The sequence below is a fragment of the Blastomonas sp. AAP25 genome, assembly GCF_001295965.1.
GTDB lineage: Bacteria > Pseudomonadota > Alphaproteobacteria > Sphingomonadales > Sphingomonadaceae > Blastomonas > Blastomonas fulva.
On record NZ_LJHP01000013.1, the window covers coordinates 1 to 16443 of the forward strand.

Genomic DNA, 16443 nt, shown 5'->3' on the forward strand with positions numbered 1-16443 from the left:
TGGGAAAGCCGCTATCCCGCGCACTGGCTGGTGCCCGGCGCGCATATTCGGCTGCAGCGCGGCGACTGTGCCGGGCAGGTGTGTCGCGAGCTTGCCGAGGTGCTCGACCGGGCACGCGGCAATATGGTCGATGACCTGATCGCCTACCGGCCCGAGCGGGTGTTCATCGACGAAAACCGGCGCAAATTGTTCTTCGGCGGCGAGCCTTTCGACTATCTCGCCTTCCTGCGCCAGGATGCGCGCTTTGCTGCGGCATGGTCATGCTATGCGCGGATCGGCAGCCGCCGCGGCTATGGGGTGTGGGCGAGGACCTGCGGGGCATAGCGGCGTAACAGCGCATTGTTGGAATCCCATCGATTTCATCTATGCTCGGCCTCGACGACACCAATTCCGGGGGGAATCACCGAAATGAGCGACCGCATTCCGCTGATCGACAAGAAATTCGCCAGCCGGGTGGACTGGAACCTGATGCGCACCTTTGTCGACATCGTCCGTGCAGGCGGAATCGGTGCGGCAGCGCGCACGCTCAACCGCCAGCAGCCCAGCATCAGCGCGGCGCTCAAGCGGCTCGAGGAGCATGTCGGCACCACGCTGCTGCACCGCACCGCCACCGGGGTGGAGATGACCACGGCGGGCAAGGCGATGCTGGCTTTGTGCGAGGACATGCTCGAATCGGCGCGGATGATGCCGCACCAGATCGCGCAGGCGACCAAGCGGGTAGAAGGGTTCGTCCGCATCCAGATCGTCTCGGGGCTCGTCTCGCCCGAATTCGACGAGGCGATCGCCAGCTTCCACCGGCGCAACCCCGATATCCATATAGAGATCCGGGTGTCGCCCTGGCGGCAGGTGCTCGACGCGCTCGAACAGGGCGAGGTCGAGATCGGGGTGAGTTATGACAGCTCGGTGCGCGGCAGCCTGATGTACGAGCCCTTGCTGGTCGAGCGGCAGCAGCTCTATTGCTCGCGCAGCAGCCCCTATTTCGGGCATCGCGTCAGCCGACTGAGCGACCTGAAGGACGAGCGCTTCGTGCTCACCGGCGAGGACGAGATCGAGTTGATCACCCATCTGCGCCGCCGCAACCGGCTGGGCACGCGCGCAAGCGGACTGGCCGAGGATATCAACGAGGCCAAGCGCATGATCACCCTGGGCGTCGGCATCGGGTTCCTGCCGATCCTGGCGGCCGAAGGCGAGGTGGCCAAAGGCAGGCTGTGGCCACTGCTGCATGCCGATGTCGAGCCCAGCTATGACATCTATCTGCTCGCCCGCACCGATCCTGCGCGCGACACCGCGACGCAACTGTTCTGGGACGAGGTCTTTCGCCGGGTAAGGGCGCTGCGCCGGGCATAGATCGCATCTATGTCTTTCATTCAGGATTTGCCCCTGCCCTTATGATGCACTGCAGCGCAGACTTCTCCGCCACAACGGAGCTGCGGCATGTCACCGATCGTCACCCCTTCTGAAAGCCTGAAGGACCGGGTTTTCAACCTTGTCCCGCCTTTCATGATCGCGCTGGTGCTGCTGTTCTGGGCCTGTGCCCCCAAGGCGGTGACCGGAAATCCTTGGACGCTAATCATCACCTCTTCGGCGATCACGGTGATCGTTCTGCTGCTTGAGTTCGTGCACGAGCGGCACAGCGGCTGGCGGATGAATGCCCAGGAATTCTTCACCGACCTGTTCTACGTGGTGCTGAGCGCGACGGTGATCGCCTGGCTGAGCAAGACACTGGCCGAGGACCCGCTGCTCGCGGCCAAGACCGCTTTGGGGATCTCCACCACCTGGATGGCGCAGGTGCCCTGGCTGGTGCAGGTGATGATGGTCATCGTCATCCTGGAGTTCGGCCAGTACTGGATGCACCGGTTGATGCACAATTCGACGCCGTTCTGGCTGACCCACGCCCCGCACCACCACATCACCCAGCTCAATGCCGCAAAGGGTGCGGTGGGCAACCCGATCGAGCTGTTCCTGATCAGCCTGAGCGTGCTGGCGCTGTTCGACTTCGACATGACCGCGCTGTTTGCGGGGCTCAACACGCTCAACGTCATCGCGACCTTCGCGCACGCCAATGTGAAGTCCAACCCGCCGATCTGGTATTCTTACGTCTTCACCACCATCCGCCATCACAGCCTGCATCATTCGACCGATTACGAAAACACCCGCTGCAACTACGGCAATTCGCTGATCCTGCTCGATCGCATCTTCGGCACCTATCGTGAGGGCGAAGGGGTTCTGGTGGGGCAGGATGATCGCAGGAGGCTCTCGATCTGGGAGCAGACGATCTTTCCGTTCCAGCCGCTGATCGACCGGATCCGGCGATCGCGAGGAGCGGTCCCCGAGCCGGCGAGCCCGTCCGGGCAGGACGATGCCGGCACGGGAGGCGCTGCCGCGGCATGATCGTCACGCGCTCCCGGCGGATCGATGCGGCGCGCCAGGCGCTGGCGAAGGGAGACCTGCAGGCAACCCACGCGCTGGCGAGCGCGCTGCTGGCGGACAGCCCCGGCGATGCCGAGGCGCATTTCCTGCTAGGTGTGGTCGAATCGAGCCAGGGGCGGATCCAGGCGGGGGTGCTGCATCTCGACCGTGCGGTGGCGCTCGACCCGCGCGGCGAATATTGCGCGCAACTCGCCAAACTGTTCTGCCTGGTGCGGCGCGACGGCGATGCGGCGGCGACCCTGCGTGCGGCGGAAAAGGCGCCGCCCGAAGACGCGCTCAGCCGCGATACCATGGGCTGCGTCTATGCAAGGCTGGGGGATCATGCCGCAGCGCTGGTGCACTTTGCCCATGCCGTCGCGCTGGAGCCGGGCAACAGCGAATATCGCTACAACCATGCAGTCACGCTCAACTTTCTGGGCCGGGTGGATGCCGCCGACGCGGCGCTGGAAGCGCTGATCGCGATGGTGCCCGGCCATGCCCGCGCGCACCACCTGCTCTCCAGCCTGCGCAAGCAAAGCGCCGGGGCCAATCATGTTGCGCGGCTGGGCCGGATCCATGCCCAGGCGCGAGACGGCCGCGACCGGCTGCTGCTGGGCTATGCGCTGGCCAAGGAGCTCGAGGATATTGGCGAGCCTGACCAGGCGCTCGACATGCTGTGCGCGGCCAATGACGAGCACCGCCGCACGCTCGATTACAGTTTCGCGCGCGACGCCGCCGCGTTCGATGCGATCGAGGCGCACTGGCCGGCGGTGCGCGCCGCGCCTGCCGCCGCGCTCTCGCGCGAGGCACCGATCTTCATCATCGGCATGCCGCGCACCGGCACCACGCTGGTCGACCGCATCGTCTCCTCGCACCCCGGCGTGGAAAGCGCAGGCGAACTCCAGGCGATGCCGCTGGCGGTGAAGATGGCAGCGGCGACGCGCAGCCGGACCGTTCTGGACGCCGAGACCATCGCGGCCGCCTCGCGGGCCGACATGGGTCGAATCGGGCACGATTATCTCAAGCGCGCGCGGCATCACCGCCGCGACCCGTCGCTGCGTTTCACCGACAAGTTTCCGGGCAATTTCCAGTATGCCGGCTTCATCGCGCGCGCGCTTCCCGAGGCCCGGATCATCTGCCTGCGTCGCAACCCGATGGACACGGTGCTTGCCAACTTCCGCAACCTGTTCGCGATCAGCTCGCGTTACTACGACTACAGCTACGACCTGCTCGATATCGCGGCCTATTATGTCCGCTTCGACCGGCTGATGGCGCTGTGGGCGCGCGAGATGCCCGGGCGGGTGCTCGAAGTCGCGTATGAGGACCTCATCGCCGATCAGCAGGGACAGACCCGCCGCCTGATCGAGCATGCCGGGCTCGACTGGTCCGAGCGCTGCCTCAGCTTTCACGAGAACGCAGCGCCCGTCTCGACCCCCAGCGCCGCGCAGGTCCGCCGCCCGATCTACTCCGACTCGGTCGCCCGCTGGAAGCGGCATGCCGAGGTGCTGGAGCCCGTCCGCGCCTTTTTCGAACAGCACGGCATCGCCACCGAATGACACGGAGCACCCCGCTTATGACCCGATTTGCCCTGCTTGCGCTGAGCCCGTTGCTGGCGATATCCGCCCCCGCGCTGGCCGGGCCCGCGCCTGCCACCCGGCTGGTTGCATGCGGCGCGCAAAGCTGCCTGCAGGTCACGGGGCGACGCGACGATGCGACTGCGCAGATCCGCATCAACGGCCATGAGGTCGAGACGCAGGGCGCGCGCCACTGGCGGGTTCGGGTTCCGGTGAGCACCGTGCGCGCGTGGTCACCGCCGCATGCGCAGAGCATTTCGGTGGCGGTCGCAGATGTCGCGCAAGAGGCTCCGCTGCCCATAGGGATGCTGGCGCCCAAGCGCGATCTGGCGATGCTGGTGGTTCGGGTGAAGTAATAACGGGGTCAGAGCAAAGTAATAAAAGAACAAATCTGCGCACTATATTGAAAGTTTCCTTGCGTGGCGCTATACAGTGCGCCAGCGGCCGCAGAGCCGTATCTGTCACTCGCAAGGAGATGAACCATGAAAACCGGCCTTGTGGCACTCGCCACCTTTGCCTTTGCGCTTTCGGCTGGCGCCGCTGTCGCATCCGAAAACACCGCATCCGAGAACCCTTTCGCCAAGGACAAGGCGATCCTCAACCTGCAGGGGCTTGATCTGTCGACCGCCGATGGCCAGCAGCGTCTCGCGATCCGTGTCGATCAGGCCGCGCGCGCGGTGTGCGGCGAGCGTCTCGCCAATGTCCATCTCGCAGCAGAGGCCAAGACTCGCGAATGCCGCGTGTCGGTGGCCGCCGATGTCCGCGCGCAGATCGAAGCCCGGCTTGCCCGCGCGAGCACCTCGGCCACCCAGGTCGCAGCGTTGCGCTGATCCTTTCCTGCCCGTTCCGCGGCCGGGAGCACCCGGTCGCGGATGGGCGAGGGTACCCGTTGCAGACCTTGCGTTTCAGGCCTTGCGATTCAAGGCTTTGCGTTTCAGGGCTTTGGCGTGAGGATCGGCTCGGGCCACCAGGTCAGCGTGTGCACGTCGTGCGCCGATGTCCAAAGGCCGGTGCTGGTCCCGGACGACACATAGCGCAGCGCGCCGCTGCCCTCCGCCTTGCCCAGCCTGGCGACGACCTCGAGTGTTTTCGGGTCGATCGCGACGAAGGTCTGGTCCTCGGTGGTGCGCAGCCACACCATCCCGGCGCCGGTATCGATATCGCCATATTTGAGCACCGCGCCGACCTTGGCCCGGCCCAGCACCGCGCCGGTCTCGGGGTCGATCTTCGCCACCGTGCCGTCGCCCTGTTCCTGCACCCATACCGCACCTTCGCCCGCCGCCAGAAAGCCGGGGATATTGCCCAGCGTAGTCGTCTTGGTGACCGTGTTGGTGGCAGGATCAATGCGCTGGACTGTCTTGCTCTCGCTGCTCACCGCCCATACCGCGCCGAAGCCATAGGTGAGATACCAGGTTCCGGGGCTGACGGTGATGCTGGCGATGACGGTGTTGGTGGCGGGATCGACGCGCGCAACCTTGCCCGCAACATTATCGCTCGCCACCCAGATCGATCCTGCGCCTGCGACCACATTCAATTCGCCCGTGCTGGCAAGGCCGGTCGGAATTGTCGCGACCTTCTGTGCGGTCTGCGTGTCGATCCGGACCAGCGCCTTCTCCTTGCAGTCGGCCACCCACAGCGAGCCGTCCAGGATCGCCATCGCGCCGCAGGGCTTGGACATGGCAACGCCTGCGATCTTGCCCTTGCGCGACCAGCGTTCGACACGGCCATCGTTGGTCGCCCAGACGCTGTCGCCATCGACCGCGAGGAAATCGGCAAAGCCAGGCACGTCGATCACCTGCTCGGGGTGCGCCTGTGCCACAGGTGAGAGGGCGGAAATCCCCGCTGCGAGTGCTGCGGCCGTCATGCGAAGTTTCTGCATCGTCTGCCCTTTCGAGTTGCCGGAAAAAATCAGGTCATTTGCGCGATATACGCCCGCCATCCGCCCAGATGGGTGATGTCCTGCGCCCCGGTCATCGCGCGCGGTTCGGCCACGAAGCCCTTGACTGAAGTGCCGTCGGCCAATGTCACCGTCCCGATCGCGAGCGGCGGGGGCACCTCGACCACGAAGCTGCCGAATTCGGCGACGCCCAGCTCGTAGACCTCGACCGCGATTCCCGCGCCATCGGGGCTGTGCACCAAAGCGGGCTTGGGCGGCGTGCTGTTGGCGATGGCATAGAGCCGGTATTCGGGCGCGGTCTGAAACGCGCCGACGAAGGTCGCGTCGCGCGAGGTCAGCTGCCAGTGCAGCGGCATGTCTTTCAAGTGCGCGCCAACGACGGCGAGTTTCACGGTCTGCATTTTGCCCTCCAGATCGAGCGGGGGTGGTGGGGGAAGATCGGCGATGGCAAGATAATCGTCGGCGACATCGAGCAGCGCGCGGTCGGTGTCCGCCGGGCCGATCAGCGTTATGCCGAAGCCGGTGGCGTTGGCGCGGGTTCCTGCGGGAACGGCCAAAGCGGCCATGTCGAGCAGGTTGACGAAATTGGTGTAGAACCCAAGCGCGCTGTTGAGCGCGATCGGCGCGGCGGCGAGTTCGGCGACGCGGTAGGTTGTGCCGGTGGTGGGGAAGGCCATCAGGTCGATGCTCTGCCAGAGCGTGTCGGCGTGGCGCTTCAATTCGGCGAGGCGGTAGATGCCGTTGAACAGATCGACCCCGCGCGTTTCCAGCCCGACCGAGACGATCTCGCGCACGGTGGGATCGATCGCTTGCGGGTTGCTGGCGAGGATGCTCTCCATCGCCGCAGTGCGCTCGGCGACCCAGGGCCCGCTGTAGAGCAATTGCGCGGCCTCCTGCAGCGGGGCGTAGTCGATCTCGACGATGTCGCCGAGCACGGAAAGCCTGGCCAGCGCGCGATCGTAGAGATACTCGGATTCCGGATCGCCGAAGAACACGCGCTGGTCGCGGCGCGGCACGCCGATGGTTTTGCGCGCAATCGGGCGATCGGCGAGCGGCTTGGACCAGGCATCGGCGGCATCAAATCCCGCGACCACGCCATCGACCAACCGCGCGTCCCGCGTATCGTCGGTGAACACGGTAACGCAATCGAGCGTGCGGCAAGCGGGGACCACGCCGCGGTTGCTCCAGCGGCCCTTGCTGGGCTTGAACCCGATCAGGTGCTGGAACGCGGCGGGCACCCGGCCCGATCCTGCGGTATCGGTGCCCAGCGCAAAGGCGACAAGGCCTGCCGCCACCGCGCTCGACGAGCCAGAGCTCGATCCGCCGCTGACATAGGCAAGATTGTAGGCGTTGCGCGGGCTACCATAAGGGCTGCGCGTGCCGTTCAAACCGGTGGCGAACTGGTCGAGATTGGTCTTGCCGACGCACAATGCACCTGCTGCCAGCAGGCGTTCGACCACGGTCGCGGACGTTTCGGGTGCATAGGCGAAGTCGGGACAGGCTGCGGTCGTCTCGAACCCAGCGACGTCGATATTGTCCTTCACCGCGAACGGCACGCCCGCGAGCGGCAATGTTTCGCCCGCCGCGACCCGCGCATCGATTCCGCGCGCCGCCTCAATCAGCGCGTCGGGCGATGCGCGGCTGATCCAGATCTGCGGCTGGATGCTGTCATAGGCATCGAGCCGCGCCAGCGTTTCCTCGGCAATGGCGACCGCGCTTGTCGCACCGCTGGCGACCGCCTGCGCGATCGCGCTCGCGCTGAGGCGACCCGGCGCGCTCATGCGTGCCTCGTCAGCGCGAGGATCGGCGCGCCGGGCTGCACCGACTGGCGTTCCTGCGCATACAGCGCGCTGATCGTGCCTGCGCCGGGGCTGTCGACGCGGCATTCCATCTTCATCGCCTCGATGATCGCGATCGCATCCCCCGCCTCGACGGTATCGCCCACCGCGACCAGCATCTTCCACACGCTGCCGCCGAACGGGGCCTCGATGACATCGGCGCCCTCGGGAACCTCGACCGCGCCCGCCGCGACCGTCTCGGCCTCGGCAGGATCGGCGCGGTCGAACTCGCCGCGGCGCTGCCAGTCGGCGCGCTCCTCGTCGAACGCGGCCTGGCGGGTTTGCTCGAAAACCGAGATCGCATCGGCATTGTCGGCGAGAAATGCGCGATAATCGGCCAGCCGGAACTCGGAAGGCTCGATGCGGATCGAGCGCCTTCCCGTCGGGAAGTCGCGCCGCCATTCGGTGAGCTCATCGGCGCTGACCGGATAGAAGCGGATCTGGTCGAAGAAGCGCAGCAGCCAGGGCTTGCCTTCGGTGAACGCGTCGGTCTGGCGATAGGTGTTCCACACCTGCAGCGTTCGCCCGAACAGCTGATAGCCGCCGGGGCCTTCCATGCCATAGATGCACATATACGCGCCGCCGATGCCCACGACATTGGGCGGGGTCCAGGTGCGCGCGGGGTTGTATTTTGTCGTGACCAGCCGGTGGCGCGGATCGACCGGCGTTGCGACCGGCGCACCGAGATAGACGTCGCCCAGGCCCAGTACGAGATAGTTCGCCTCGAAGATCAGGTTCTCGACTGCCGCCGCATCGGGCAGGCCGTTGATCCGGCGGATGAACTCGATGTTGTCGGGGCACCATGGCGCATCGTCGCGCACTGCGCCCATGTACTTCTCGATCGTCTCGATGGTCGCAGGGTCGCGCCAGCTCAGCGGCAGGTGGACGATGCGCGAGGGGATGGTGAAGTCCTCAAGATCCCCCAGCCGTTCCTCCGCGCCCATCAAGGCGGCAAGAGCCATGCCCTGGGTCATCGTCGCGCCATCGAAATGGAACTGCAGCGAGCGGATGCCCGGCACGATATCGATCACACCGGGCAGCGCCATCCGCTCGAGCTCGGTCATCAGCGCCTGTACGCGGATACGCAGCTCGATATCGAGCACGATCGGGCCGTATTCGACCAGGATGTTGCGGTCGCCCTGCTGGCGATAGACGGTGCGCGGGCGCTGCGGGTCTTGCGGGATCATTCCCAGGATCGGCGACAGCGTCGCGATCGGCCGTGCGGGGCCAAGCTCGCATCCGTCGCCGGTGGCGAGCAGACGCCGCTGCAGGCTGTCGGCTGCAAACGCATCGTGCGCGTTGACCGGAACGAAGCGCAGGGTGTCGCCGGGCGCAAGCTGGCCGATCTTCCAGCGGTCCGCTGCAATCACCACGAACGGGCAGACGAAACCGCCCAATGACGGGCCATCCGGGCCGAGGATGATCGGCATGTCGCCGGTGAAATCGACCGCGCCGATGGCATAGGGGTTGTCGTGGATGTTGGAGGGGTGAAGCCCCGCCTCGCCGCCATCCTTGCGTGCCCAGACCGGCTTGGGGCCGATCAGCCGCACCCCGGTGCGATTGGAGTTGTAGTGCACCTGCCACTGCGCCGCGACGAAGGTGTCGATGTCGTCATCGGTGAAGAAATCGGGTGCACCGTGCGGGCCATAGAGCACGCGCAGCGTCCATTCGCCGGGAAGCGCGGGCATGGCTGCGCGGGGCAGGGGCGTGCCAGTCGGCTCATCGCCCAGATGCAGCGTATCGCCCGCGAGCAGGCGGCGCGCGGCGTGGCCGCCGAACTGGCCGAGCTCGAAGGTGCTGCGGCTGCCAAGATACGGCGCGATATCGAGCCCGCCGGCGAGCAGGATATAGCCGCGCAATCCGCCGCCCGTGGCGCGCCCCAGCGCGAGGGTCTGGCCGGCAGCAATGTCCAGGGCCTCGCCGCGCGGAACCGCCACGCCATCGAGCGTTGCGCCGAAATCTGCACCGATCAGGCAGATGCGCGCGGGCGCGTTGAAGGTCAAAGTCGGGCCCGAAATCGTGACCTCGAGCCCGGCGGTGCCCTCCGCATTGCCGAGCAAGCGGTTGCCCAGCCGGAACGACTGATCGTCCATCGGGCCCGAGGGCGGGACGCCGACCGACCACAGACGCTGGCGTCCGGGCCAGTCCTGCACCGTGGTCGCGGTGCCGCCGCTCACCACCTGGATGCTGCGCGGGTGATACTCGATTGTATCGAGCGCGCGGGTCGAAACCTCGCCGCTGACGAAGGCGGGCGATCGCACGACATCGCGCAGCCAGCGGAGGTTGCTTTCGATGCCATCGACGCGGCTCGCATCGAGCGCGGCCTGCATCGCAGTGACGGCCGCTTCGCGCGTATCGGCGTGGACGATCAGCTTGGCGAGCATCGGATCGTACCAGACGCTGACCGTGCTGCCCGCCATCACCCAGGTTTCGGCGCGGATATCGGCGGGGAATTCGACCGCGGTCAGCGTGCCCGATGTCGGGCGGTAATCGTGCGCGGGGTCCTCGGCATAGAGCCGCACCTGCACCGAATGGCCCTTGGGCTGGCTCGGCGCATCGGACAGGAACGCGAAATCGCCCGCGCCGCCGCGCACCATCCACTCGACCAGATCGATCCCCATCACCTCCTCGGTGACGCCATGCTCGACCTGCAGCCGGGTGTTCATCTCGAGAAAGAAGAACTGCTCGCGCTCGGAATCGTAGAGGAACTCGACGGTGCCTGCGGAGCGGTAGTTCGCGGCCTGGCCCAGCCGGATCGCCGAAGCGATCAGGTCCGCGCGCACATTGGCGGGCAGCAAGGGCGCGGGCGCTTCCTCGACCACCTTCTGGTTGCGCCGCTGCAGCGAACAGTCGCGCTCGCCCAGCGCGACGACAGTGCCTGCGCCATCGCCGAAGATCTGCACCTCGATATGCCGCGCGCGGCGGATATAGCGTTCAAGGAACACGCCCGCATCACCGAAATTGCCCAGCCCCTGGCGCTGGACCGCAGCAAAGCCCTCGCGCACCGCGGCCTCGTCCTCGCAGATGCGCATTCCGATCCCGCCACCGCCTGCAGTCGCCTTGAGCATGACCGGGTACCCGATTGAGTCTGCGGCGCTCGCGGCCTCGTCCTCGTCGGTGAGCAGATCGGTGCCAGGCGCCAGAGGCACGCCATGCGCAGCCGCGAGTGCGCGCGCGCTGTGCTTGAGCCCGAAGGTGCGCATGTTTTGAGGCGTCGGGCCGATGAACACGATTCCCGCTTGCGCGCAGGCTTCGGCAAACTCGGCGTTCTCGGCGAGAAAGCCATAGCCCGGATGGATCGCGCCCGCGCCGGTTCGGCGCGCAGCCTCGAGGATCGCGGCGACGTTGAGATAGCTTTCGGACGCGCGCGCCGGACCGATGCACACCGCCTCGTCGGCCTGGGCGACGTGCAGCGAATCCTCGTCGGCCTCCGAATAGACCGCGACCGAGCGCAGCCCCATCTGGCGCAATGTGCGGATGATCCGCGTGGCGATTGCACCGCGGTTGGCAATCAGGACGGTGTCGAAGCTCATGCGGTGACGATCATGCGCACGGGCGTGGGGTTGAAGCCGTTGCAGGGGTTGTTGATCTGCGGGCAGTTGGAGACGACCACGGTCACGTCCATTTCGGCGCGCAGATCGACCGTCAGCCCCGGGGCGGAGATGCCGTCGACGATGCCCAGCGCGCCGTCTTCCTCCACCGGCACGTTCATGAAGAAGTTGATGTTGGAGACGATGTCGCGTTTGCCGCGGCCTTCCGACAGGTTCGCCTCGAGGAAGTTCTCGACACAGGCGTGTTCGGACTTGGTGTGGTGGCCATAACGCAGCGTGTTGGACTCGCACGAGCACGCGCCGCCGATGGTGTCGTGATATTCGACCGAGGTGGCCGCGATGGTCATCATCGCGCGGCCCTCGTTGGAGCGCAGCACCGTGCCCTGCCGCAGGAACAGATTGCCTTGCGCCGCCACCGTATCCTGCGCGCTGTAGCGTTCGGCATCATCGGCGGTGGCGTAGAGCAGGAAATCAACCGCCTGGTTGCCTTCCAGATCGACGATGCGCAGCGTCTGCCCGGCGGCGATGGGGTGTAGCCAGGGCGCGCGCGCGGGCACGATGCAGTCATGGACGACCGGGCCGGTGAGCCCGGCAAGATGGGGATCGACGCTCATGGGAACAGGCTCCTTCTTTCAGCGGCGGAAATAGTCTTCGACGTTCAGGAAGGCGCGCTGGCCTTCGGGCGTCGCATTGCGGATGGCGTCGTCTTCGCTGGTCACCGGGCCACGCCAGGCGGTCGCGCGCAGCGGAGTGACGGTGTAATCGGCACGCGGATCGAGCACATGCGGCACGTTGGCGATGACCACGATCACCTCCATCTCGGCGCGCAAGGTCACGCTGCGACCGCCTGCGAACGGGCCGATCTCGGGCAGAATCGCGCCGTCTGCGGCGATCTTGGCGCCCTTGAACAAGGTGATGCACGGATGGACATCGCGCCGTTGCAGCCCGTGCTTGGCGGCGCCGAGCAGGAAGCGGTCGCGGCCGTTGGGATGCGGACCGCTGTTGCTGCCATCGCCGTATTTCGCGGCATTAGTGGCAGCGTTCGAGGTTCCGCAGAACGCATCGTGCGTGCCCGCGTCGTCCTCGAGGATGCTCATCAGCACCCGGCCCATGTCCGATAGCAGCAATTTGCCCGCGCCCAGATAGGCGTTCCACTGCACCTTGACGGTGTCGGCGACGTTGAGCCGTTCGGTCGGCATTTCGGCGTTGAACAGCTGCAGTGCGGCGCAGGCATCGCCCCCGGTGTCGATCAGCCGCAACCGGGTGCCGCGCGCCAGCCGCCGCGTGGCATAGCCGCCTGCTGCAATCGTCTCCTCCCACACCAGATCGTCGGGCGAGACGCCCTCGGGCAGGTCGGCGGCGACCGGCGGCAGCAGCGGCATCGCCTCGACCCTGGTGCCCGCCATCGACCGGGCATGCTCGCGCGCGGCGTTCGGATCGGCAAGGACAGCGCTCATGCGGCGGCTCCTTCGGCAAGGTTTGCATCGGGCTCATAGAGCGGCGGCAGCAACGCGGTGGTGGTGACCAGCTGGAGCTGATGCACCCCGCGCACCCGGCGCAGTGCATCGCAAAGATCCTTCAACCGCACGGCTGGGCCCTGCACCAGCAGCACCTCGAGCGACTGGTCGTCCTCGAGGAAGACGTGCTGCGAGGAGATGACCTCCTTGAGATACTCCGCCTGGGTCTGTGCGAGCTGATGGCGCACCCGGCCGCGGTCGCCGCGATAGACGATGGTGATGGTGCCCGCGAGCATCTCGTCGGGGCGGGTGTATGCCTCATGCTCGGCGAGCGCGTGGCGGATCAGCTCGGCGATCAGCTGCGAGCGCGACGGCAGGCCGCGTTCCTCCACCATGTTGTCGAGCTGCCGAAACAGCTCGCCGGGCAGGCTCATCGAGAGCCGGGCAAGGCTTGTGGGTTCGGTACTCACGTCAGGCACTCTCTTGTGGTTGAGCTTGGGGCAGGGGAATCGGCGGAGCTTCGGGTTCAGGCTCGGGGTCCTTGCGCAGCGCGATGTCGTAAACCGCGGTGGCACCGAAGCGGTGCGGCGCGTGCGGATCATGGCGGCGCTTGTCGAGCGCGAGCACGCGGGTTCCCAATGTGAACGCCTCGCGGATGTCGTGCGTCACCATGATGATGGTGAGCTGATAATCGCGCCACAGCGACAGGATCAGCTTGTGCATGTCGGCGCGAATGCCCGGATCGAGCGCGCCGAACGGCTCGTCGAGCAGCAGGATGCGCGGGCGCTTGATCAGCGCCTGCGCGATCGCCAGCCGCTGCTGCATCCCGCCCGAAAGCTGCGCGGGATACAGGTGCATCGAATCACCGAGGCCCACCGCGTGGAGCATCGCTTCTGCTTCGGCGCGCGCGGCGCGGCGGGCCGATCCGAACAATCGCGCCGAGAGCGGTGCCTGCGGGCACTCCAGCCCGAACACCGTGTTGCGCAGCGCCGAGAGGTGCGGAAACACCGAATAGCGCTGGAAGACGACGCCGCGATCGGGTCCGCATTCGGGCGCGAGCGGCGCGCCATCGAGCGCGATCGCGCCGCGGGTCGGGCGCTCCTGGCCCAGGATGATCCGCAGCAAGCTGCTCTTGCCCGCGCCCGAGGGCCCGACGATCGAGACGAACGATCCCGCCGCGATATCGAGATCGACCCGCTCGAGCACGATCTTGTCGCCATATTCGACCCACACATTCTGCAGGCTGAGGATCGGGCCGGGAAGCACAGGCTCGGTCAATGGCTGGCTCCCGTCGCCCAGGGAAACGCCCGCCTGCCGGTCCAGGTCAGCGCCGCATCCATCAGGATGGCGAGCAACGCGATCCACGCGACATAGGGGATGATGACGTCCATCGACAGATAGCGGCGTACCAGGAAGATGCGGTAGCCAAGCCCGACGTCCGAGGCGATCGCCTCTGCCGAGATCAGGAACACCCAGGCCGGACCCAGCGCCATGCGCACCGCATGGATCAGCCGCGGCATCGCCTGGGGCAGCGCGACTCGGATCATGATCTGCCACGAGCTTGCGCCCAGGGTCTGCGCCTTGATGATCTGCTCAGGCGGCAGCGCGCCGACATGCGCTGCGATATCGCGCACCATGACGGGCGCGATGCCGATGACGATCAGCGCCACCTTGGCGGTCTCGCCCAGCCCCAAGGCGATGAAGAGGATCGGCAGCAATGCAATGGGCGGGATCACCGCGACGCCGGTGACCAGCGGGCCGAAGGTCGCGCGCACCGGGGGCAGCACGCCGAGCACCAGCCCGACCACCAGCGCGGTGATCGTCGCGATCCCCAGGCCCAGCCCCAGCCGCTGCAGGCTGGCGAGCGTATCGACCCAGAAGGTGAGCTGCCCGGTGAGCTGGTCCGGCTGGAACATCAGCGCGGACATGGCGGTGATCATCGCGCCGGGCAGCGGCAGGATCTTGTCCATGGGGTTGTCGGCATGGCGCTGCGCCGCCATCACCAGATAGACCAGCATCAGCAGCACGATCGGCGCTGCCCCCAGCAGGACGCGCTGGCCGCGGCTCAGATGAAGGTTGACCCAGCGCATGCCCGTTGTCTCTCCTGCCGCCCGCCGACCGATCAGAGCTTGCCGTCGGCGGCGAGCTTCATGAAGCTGTCGTCGAAGCGCAACGTCACCCTGTCGGGATTGCCCAATGTCTTGCCGCCGGGAAAGCCGATGCCGACATCGTCGGCGGAGCTCGCGCCCTTGAACAGGCCCTTGGAGAAGCTGAAGTCGCGCACCAAAGTCATCGTCTCGACCAGCGAGGGCGAGGTGGTCGCGGCGAGCGCTGCCTTGGGGTCGACATAGAGGAAGGTCGTCGCCAGCTGGCTGTCGAACATCTCTGGGCTGGCGCCGGAAAGCTTGGCCATCGCAGCGCGCGCGGCCTTTCCTTCGGCATCCTGCCGCTGCATCAGCGCGACGGTTTCGTACCAGATACCGACCAGCGCCTTGGCAAGATTGGGGTTGGCCTTGAGCGTGGCGGTGTCGACCACCATCAGGTCGAGGATTTCGCCTGGAATATCGGCCGAGCTGAAGACCAGGTTCACGCCCTTCTCGGCCTTCATCACCGAAAGCTGCGGGTTCCACGCGACCGCCGCGGTGACATCGGGCGCACCGAAGGCGGCGACGATATCGGCGTCCGAGGTGTTGACGGTCTTGACATCGGGGGACTTCAGCCCCGCCTTGTCGAGCCCGCGCGCCAGCAGATAATGCGAGACCGACAGCTCGACGAGATAGGCCTGGCGGCCCTTGAGCGCGGCGAGCGAATTGGCGCCCTTGAGCAGGATGCCGTCATTGCCGTTCGAATAATCGCCGACGATGATTGCGGTGGTGTCCTTGCCGCCCGCTGCCGGGATGGTCAGCGCGTCCATGTTCGTGACGGTCACCCCGTCGAACTTGCCCGCGGTGTACTGGTTGACAGATTCCACGTAATCGTTGACCTGCACCAGGTTGATCGTGATGCCGTATTTGTCCGCCCATTTCTTCACGATGCCGGCCTGCTGCGCATAGGGCCAGGGCATCCAGCCGGCATAGATCGACCAGCCGATGGTGAACTCGGTCTTTGCTTCAGTCTTGGGATCGGGGCCCTGCGAACAGGCTGCCAGCATGAGAGACCCTGCGATCAGCACCGCGGTGCCGAGTTTGCCCAAAAGCCTCATCATGATTCGATCCCCTTTCGCAGTGCAGCATCGCACAGTTGTGGCGGTTGTCCATCTAAAAATATTACCCGCAGAAAAAAGCGTAATACCGAAGATGGCGCGCGCGCTGCACGTCGGAGGCGGTGTCTCGGCTTGCCTGAGCTGTTGCAGCAGCGCACCCGGAAGACCATTTTCCCGGCAAATTCGGGAGATAGCCGCCGTAGCGAGTCGAAGGGGGCCGGGTGTTGCAAATCGGCCAAAGTGATTCGGTGCGGCGATCTTGTTCCCTCACCCCGCGCCTCAAACGGGCATTTCCGGAAATATGCGGAGACAGAGCAACGGCTTGGAAAAGCGTCATTTTGTGCGCTGCAGCATGAAATTCGTTCATACTGAGCAGGTGCAAAAATATTACGCTTGACGCATTACGTAATATCCATACCGTTAAGCACATCGTTTCTGCGATGGCGGGTGAAAGAAAACCGATAGTTCCAAGCGAGGGTGAGTGGACCAAGGCCAGGCCTCAGTTGATGCTCTTT

At 66.0% G+C, this 16443-nt stretch carries 15 protein-coding genes; 6 read left to right on the plus strand and 9 right to left on the minus strand.

Translation table 11 applies throughout. From position 1 onward, the window contains the following. The 6 genes from IP68_RS20475 to IP68_RS10890 form a co-directional block, all read left to right on the plus strand. The coding region (locus IP68_RS20475; protein WP_197275781.1) for a hypothetical protein at nt 1-324 on the plus strand (324 nt) is incomplete at its 5' end. Between the two features lie 84 nt (nt 325-408). Further along, nucleotides 409-1347 carry a LysR family transcriptional regulator gene (locus IP68_RS10870; RefSeq protein ID WP_054135018.1) on the plus strand — a complete coding sequence of 313 codons (939 nt, stop codon included), beginning with the start codon at nt 409-411 and terminating at the stop codon, nt 1345-1347. An 87-nt stretch (nt 1348-1434) separates the two neighbouring features. Continuing rightward, nucleotides 1435-2391 carry a sterol desaturase family protein gene (locus IP68_RS10875; RefSeq protein WP_054135019.1) on the plus strand — a complete coding sequence of 319 codons (957 nt, stop codon included), beginning with the start codon at nt 1435-1437 and terminating at the stop codon, nt 2389-2391. Next, on the plus strand, nt 2388-3965 hold the full coding sequence (locus tag IP68_RS10880; protein ID WP_054135020.1) for a tetratricopeptide repeat-containing sulfotransferase family protein: 1578 nt from the start codon (nt 2388-2390) through the stop codon (nt 3963-3965). The genes IP68_RS10875 and IP68_RS10880 overlap by 4 nt, the downstream gene beginning before the upstream one ends. 17 nt (nt 3966-3982) lie before the next feature. Then, nucleotides 3983-4339: a hypothetical protein gene (locus IP68_RS10885; protein WP_082382298.1), complete on the plus strand. Its 357-nt coding sequence runs from the start codon at nt 3983-3985 to the stop codon at nt 4337-4339. A gap of 126 nt (nt 4340-4465) precedes the next feature. Continuing rightward, nucleotides 4466-4813, plus strand: a complete 348-nt coding sequence (locus tag IP68_RS10890; RefSeq protein ID WP_054135022.1) for a UrcA family protein — start codon at nt 4466-4468, stop codon at nt 4811-4813. Nucleotides 4814-4917: 104 nt separating this feature from the next. Here the strand turns inward: IP68_RS10890 and IP68_RS10895 are convergent, their stop codons facing one another. The 9 genes from IP68_RS10895 to IP68_RS10935 are packed head-to-tail and all read right to left on the minus strand — an operon-like array spanning nt 4918 to nt 15931. Continuing rightward, nucleotides 4918-5847 carry a YncE family protein gene (locus tag IP68_RS10895; protein WP_369814854.1) on the minus strand — a complete coding sequence of 310 codons (930 nt, stop codon included), beginning with the start codon at nt 5845-5847 and terminating at the stop codon, nt 4918-4920. A gap of 44 nt (nt 5848-5891) precedes the next feature. Further along, nucleotides 5892-7661 carry an allophanate hydrolase gene (gene atzF, locus IP68_RS10900; RefSeq protein ID WP_054135023.1) on the minus strand — a complete coding sequence of 590 codons (1770 nt, stop codon included), beginning with the start codon at nt 7659-7661 and terminating at the stop codon, nt 5892-5894. Beyond that, nucleotides 7658-11251, minus strand: coding sequence for an urea carboxylase (gene uca, locus IP68_RS10905; protein ID WP_054135024.1), 3594 nt, complete (start codon nt 11249-11251; stop codon nt 7658-7660). Before uca ends, atzF begins: the two co-directional genes overlap by 4 nt. Then, nucleotides 11248-11883: an urea amidolyase associated protein UAAP2 gene (locus IP68_RS10910; RefSeq protein ID WP_054135025.1), complete on the minus strand. Its 636-nt coding sequence runs from the start codon at nt 11881-11883 to the stop codon at nt 11248-11250. Before IP68_RS10910 ends, uca begins: the two co-directional genes overlap by 4 nt. An 18-nt stretch (nt 11884-11901) precedes the next feature. Next, entirely contained in the window at nt 11902-12726 is an 825-nt protein-coding gene (locus IP68_RS10915) for an urea amidolyase associated protein UAAP1 (RefSeq protein WP_054135026.1), read from the minus strand. After that, on the minus strand, nt 12723-13160 hold the full coding sequence (locus IP68_RS10920; protein ID WP_369814856.1) for a CopG family ribbon-helix-helix protein: 438 nt from the start codon (nt 13158-13160) through the stop codon (nt 12723-12725). Before IP68_RS10920 ends, IP68_RS10915 begins: the two co-directional genes overlap by 4 nt. Nucleotides 13161-13197: 37 nt before the next feature. Further along, nucleotides 13198-14004 carry an ATP-binding cassette domain-containing protein gene (locus IP68_RS10925; RefSeq protein ID WP_054135027.1) on the minus strand — a complete coding sequence of 269 codons (807 nt, stop codon included), beginning with the start codon at nt 14002-14004 and terminating at the stop codon, nt 13198-13200. Further along, nucleotides 14001-14816 carry an ABC transporter permease gene (locus tag IP68_RS10930; RefSeq protein WP_054135028.1) on the minus strand — a complete coding sequence of 272 codons (816 nt, stop codon included), beginning with the start codon at nt 14814-14816 and terminating at the stop codon, nt 14001-14003. Before IP68_RS10930 ends, IP68_RS10925 begins: the two co-directional genes overlap by 4 nt. A gap of 32 nt (nt 14817-14848) precedes the next feature. Continuing rightward, complete coding sequence (locus IP68_RS10935) at nt 14849-15931, minus strand: putative urea ABC transporter substrate-binding protein (protein ID WP_054135029.1); 1083 nt, start codon at nt 15929-15931, stop codon at nt 14849-14851. Nucleotides 15932-16443 lie beyond the last annotated feature (512 nt).